This window comes from Clostridia bacterium (genome assembly GCA_017394805.1).
Lineage (GTDB): Bacteria > Bacillota > Clostridia > Christensenellales > CAG-1252 > RUG14300.
The window spans coordinates 1-4717 of record JAFPXC010000006.1 but is presented as its reverse complement, the minus strand read 5'-3'; the positions used below and the strand labels follow the sequence as shown (position 1 = coordinate 4717).

Sequence of the window (4717 nt, the reverse complement as noted above, 5' to 3'; positions counted from 1 at the left end):
GTTTTTGTTAAAAAAATGTCGCTGGGGGGCGCGCGCCCACGCGACTTTTTTCGACATAACCGGAAGCGCGCAACGGCGTGCGCCTTGGACAAAGACGAGCGCGTCACGCCAAGGGGTTTCACGCGCCGAAAAGCGCGTATCGCTCGATGGTCGAAGCCAATATCATCGGGCGCGCGCGCTTCGCCCCTCGCGCTTCAAATTGCACACCGTCAATTTGGGCGTAGGCGCGGCGGCACGCAGTCGATAGGTGCCCGCGAGGGCCTGTTTCTCTCCGTCCACGTTGCACACGGTCTCGGCGGAGAAGCGCACCACCGCCGACGAGCCTTCGCGGAAGACCAACCGCTTGCCGTCCTTCTCCTTGCGGAAGCCCACGAAGAAGGCGCGGAAAAGGGGCGCGAAGATGCGCACCCGCCCCCACAGATCGTCCCGAGGGGGCGCCTTGATCAGCAAAACGTGCACGGCGTTTTTGTCTGGGGCGTACAATTTGTTGAAGCGGAATAGGAAGCACCTCGGCGAGCGAAGCACCATAATGAGGGTGTACGTACCCTCGTATTTCGCGCCGTCCACCGACACCGAGGCCTCTATGCGGTGCACTTTGTACTCCCGCACGGCCTGCCACAGATACGCCCACCACTTGTACCGCTTCTTGTCCTTGATGGCCGCCGTGTACCCGATGGGCGTAAAGGAGCCCGCCGCCACCACGTACACGAAGTAGTCGTCGTTGATCTGCCCCACCAAAGGCTCCACGTCCCCTATCCGCGCCTTTTCGTTGAGCGTCCCCGTGGGGAAGTAGTAGAGGGGCACCGCGGCGCCTTTGACGCGGTTGAGGAAGTTGTGCAGAGTGCCGTCCCCGCCCGCCACGGCTAAGGCGTCCACCCCGTCCAAGGGCGGCAAGGGCGCGTCCACGTCCTCGAAGCGGCAGTCGTACTCCCGCAACTTCGCCGCTATCTTCTCCCTGTCCTCTTCGCGCCACCGCCCGCTTTTCGTATTGGTCACCACCACGCACGTTTTGTTCATTGCTCTATCTCTATACAAGTATGCGTTTTCGGGAGCGTTTGATACAGTATACGGGCAAAGAATCCATATTGCGTATTGACTACGGCGCAGTTTGGTGGCATAATTAAATTATCTTACCGCAAAAAGGAGAATAGCATGGACAATCGTTACGACGTCATCGTCATCGGTGCGGGCAACGGCGGCTTGGCCGCGGCCGCCACGATGGCAAAAAATGGGTACAAAACCTTGGTTTTGGAGCGGCACAATCTGGCGGGCGGCTGCGCCACCAGTTTCGTGCGCGGACGGTTCGAGTTCGAGGCGGCATTGCACGAGTTGTGCGACGTGGGCTACCCCGAGGCCGAGCGCCCCGTGCGCAAGGTGTTCGAGTCGGTCGGCGCAGATGTCGATTGGCGCTTCGAGCACAACTGTTTCCGCGTGATCAATCGCGGCGAGGACGCCTACGACGTGGTCGTCAGAGGCGGCTGGGACGGTTTTCTCGATTCTATCGAGGAGGCGGTGCCGGGCAGTCGAGAGAGCGTGGAAAAATTGTTGCGGTTGGGGCAAATGACGCGCGACGCCATGGCGTATATGGATTCGGTCACCGTGCCCGTCAAGTTCTTCGGCGAGTACGCCGACTTCGTCAAGGCGGGTTGCTACACGGTGGACGAAGTGATGAGCTACTTGGGCGTGCCCCAAAAGGCGCAGAATATCATCAACACCTATTGGAGTTATTTGGGCATTCCCACGGACGAAATGAACGCCATGCACTTTTTGAGCATGGTGTACAGCTACATAGTGGACTACGCCGCCATGCCCAAGAACCGCAGCAACGAGTTGTCCGTGTCCCTCAGCAAGTCCATTTTGGACAACGGCGGGGATATATGGTACAACGCCGAGGTGACGGGGCTTCTCTTTGACGACAAGGGCAAGGTGTGCGGCGTCAAGGTGGGAGACAAAGAGTTGTACGCCGAGGACGTCTTCTCCAACGCCATTCCCAACAACGTGTACAATATGATCGAGGACCAATCCCGAATACCCGAGCGTATGCGCAAGCTCGCCAACGCCCGCGAGATCGGTCTGTCGCTGGCCACGGCCTACGTCGGGTTGGATTGCACCGCCGAGGAGTTGGGCCTAAACGACTACACCGTTTTTGTCACCAACGACAGCAACCCCCGCCGACAGGAAGAGATGGGCGAGGGGTTCTATATCGTCAACTGCCTCAACGTCGTCATTCCCGACAGTTCGCCCGAGGGCACCTGCACCTTGTTCTTCAGTATGCCCCTCTTCGACCGTGATTTCCCGCGCGACCTCACGGTGGAGAATTACAAGAAGTTCAAGAGCGACTACGTCGCCAAATACATACGGGACTTCGAGCAACTGATGGGCATAGATATTCGTTCGCATATCGAGGAGATCGCCATCGCCACCCCCGTCACGTTCGCGCGCTATCTCGGCACCCCCAAGGGCGCCATCTACGGCTACCGCACGTCGGGATGGGACAACGTGATGCTGCGCGCCGTGTTCGAGCCGATGGACTTCACCATCAAGGGCCTGCACTTCGTGGGCGGACACCACACGATGGGCGACGGATTCAGTAGTTCCTATATCACGGGCAAGAACGCGGCGGACGCCTTGATTAAGCAATACAAAAAGGAGGGCAGATAAGATGGCAAAGATCCTGAAAAAACTCAAATTGAGCCGTATCACCAAACTCATTTCGGACAGAAATAAGCACATTGCCGAGGCGCCCGATACGCCCGTGCCCCCTTTGGACAGCTATATTCAAAATAAGCTCAAGAACCAACTGCACCCGGCGGTACAGCATTTGGTGGTCGCCGATATTATTCCGCACGGCAAGGACGTCAAGACCTTCGTGTTGCAACCCAACGGCAAAAAGGGCACGGCGTTTTTGGCCTATCCCGCGGCGGGGCAGTATATCAGCATTCGCCAAAAGATAGGCGACAACTATATCACGCGCCCCTATTCGCTCTCGTCCTCGCCCCGCGAGGCCAAGGAAGGGCACTACACCCTCACCATCAAGCGCGTGGACGGCGGCCTTATGAGCGGCTACGCGTTGGACAATTGGACGGTCGGCACCGAGATCGACGCCAGCGCCCCCTTGGGCACGTTCACCTACGAGCCACTTCGGGACGCGCCCACCGTCGTGGGACTTGCGGGCGGTAGCGGCATCACGCCTTTCTTCAGCATGGCCAAAGCCATCGCCGAGGGCGCCGAAGACTTCCGCTTGATATTGCTCTACGGCAGTCGCACCAAGGCCGACATCCTGTTTTTGGACGAGTTCGAGGCCATCGAGAAGGCGACGGCGGGCAAGTTCAAATTGGTCAACGTCCTCAGCCACGAAGAGGCCGAGGGGTGCGAGCACGGCTTCCTTACCGCCGAGCTCATCAAAAAATACGCGCCCGAGGGCGAATACAGCGTGTTCCTGTGCGGCCCGCAGGCGATGTACAACTTCGCGGACAAAGAATTGGAGAAACTGCGTCTGCGCCGCAAGTTCATTCGGCACGAATTGTTCGGAGAGTACCGCAATCCCCAACAAAACGCGGATTATCCCAAAGAGGCCGAGGGCAAGACCTTCCGCGTGCACGTCAAGATATGGGACGAGGAGTACGACGTGCCCTGCCGTTACGACGAGTCGTTGCTCAACGCGATGGAACGCGGCGGCGTGACCGCGCCCTCCGATTGCCGTAGCGGCGTGTGCGGGTGGTGTCGTTCGCGCTTGGTGGAAGGCGAGGTCTACGTGCCCGCCTCGGTGGACGGTCGCCGCGCCGCCGACAAGGAGTACGGCTACGTGCATCCCTGCTGTACCTTCCCCCTGAGCGACGTCTATATCGACGTGCCCAAAGCCCATTGAGGTCAAGATACTTTTCGCCCCCAAAATATCAAACGCATTTTGTGCGCCGCGCACGCCCGACGAACGTTTGACAAACGAAAACGCGTGTGCTATACTGCAAGCAACCAAAATCATGGAGGTTTTTTGATCATGAAGAAACAAGTTTTGTTCATTTCCGCCATCATCGTATTGGTGATGCTCACCACCGTCGTGTTGACCGCGTGTTCGCCCGCCGCCGATCCCGCCAAGGCCAAAGAAGCTTTGGAGAAGAACGGCTACACCGTCGTGGTCGATCGCAACATCCAACCCGCCGCTTTGACTTTGGTCGGCATCAAGGGTGTGGACGCCGTCCTCGAAGCCACCTACTCCAAGGACGACCAGTCCGAGTTCCTCTGCGTGCTCTACTTCACGTCCGCTTCCGCCGCCAAAGACGCGTGGGACGCCGCCAAGAAAGAGGCCGAGGATGAGAAGAAGCAAGACAATAAAGACGACAGCGATTGGGTCGTCGGCAAGAGTGGCAAGTTGATTTGGTACGGCACCAAAGCCGCCGTCAAAGCCGCCCGCTAACCCGCTCGACGGAAAACAAAAACGAAAATAGCGTCGCTACGGCGACGCTTTTTCATTCGTTTATAACGTCAAATGGACGCGTTTGCCCCCATACGTGCATGGGAAATCGCGCCAATGCCGTCTTCGTTCCCGATTATCGTAACGGGCAACGAAACAACCTTAGGCGGTATAATTCCGTCATGAGAAGTGTACGCGCGTGAGCTCGTCGGCGTGAGGCGTGAGCGTTAAACCTCGGGCGGATAATACGCGTTGATTTCGTAGGATTGGATGCGGAAGCCGTCTTCGGACTCGTAATATTCTTTC

4 protein-coding genes are annotated in these 4717 nt (G+C 58.2%); 3 read left to right on the top strand and 1 reads right to left on the bottom strand.

Annotated elements, in window-relative coordinates:
* Nucleotides 1–162: 162 nt before the first annotated feature.
* On the bottom strand, nucleotides 163–1017 hold the full coding sequence (locus II896_01310) for a hypothetical protein (GenBank protein MBQ4443283.1): 855 nt from the start codon (nucleotides 1015–1017) through the stop codon (nucleotides 163–165).
* A gap of 135 nt (nucleotides 1018–1152) precedes the next feature.
* On the opposite strand from II896_01310, the gene II896_01305 reads away from it, so the two are divergent.
* The 3 genes from II896_01305 to II896_01295 all read left to right on the top strand — a co-directional run bounded on the left by II896_01305 (nucleotide 1153) and on the right by II896_01295 (nucleotide 4414).
* Complete coding sequence (locus II896_01305) at nucleotides 1153–2661, top strand: NAD(P)/FAD-dependent oxidoreductase (GenBank protein MBQ4443282.1); 1509 nt, start codon at nucleotides 1153–1155, stop codon at nucleotides 2659–2661.
* A gap of 1 nt (nucleotide 2662) precedes the next feature.
* Nucleotides 2663–3868: an iron-sulfur cluster-binding domain-containing protein gene (locus II896_01300; GenBank protein MBQ4443281.1), complete on the top strand. Its 1206-nt coding sequence runs from the start codon at nucleotides 2663–2665 to the stop codon at nucleotides 3866–3868.
* Between the two features lie 129 nt (nucleotides 3869–3997).
* Complete coding sequence (locus II896_01295; GenBank protein ID MBQ4443280.1) at nucleotides 3998–4414, top strand: hypothetical protein; 417 nt, start codon at nucleotides 3998–4000, stop codon at nucleotides 4412–4414.
* Nucleotides 4415–4717: the final 303 nt, after the last annotated feature.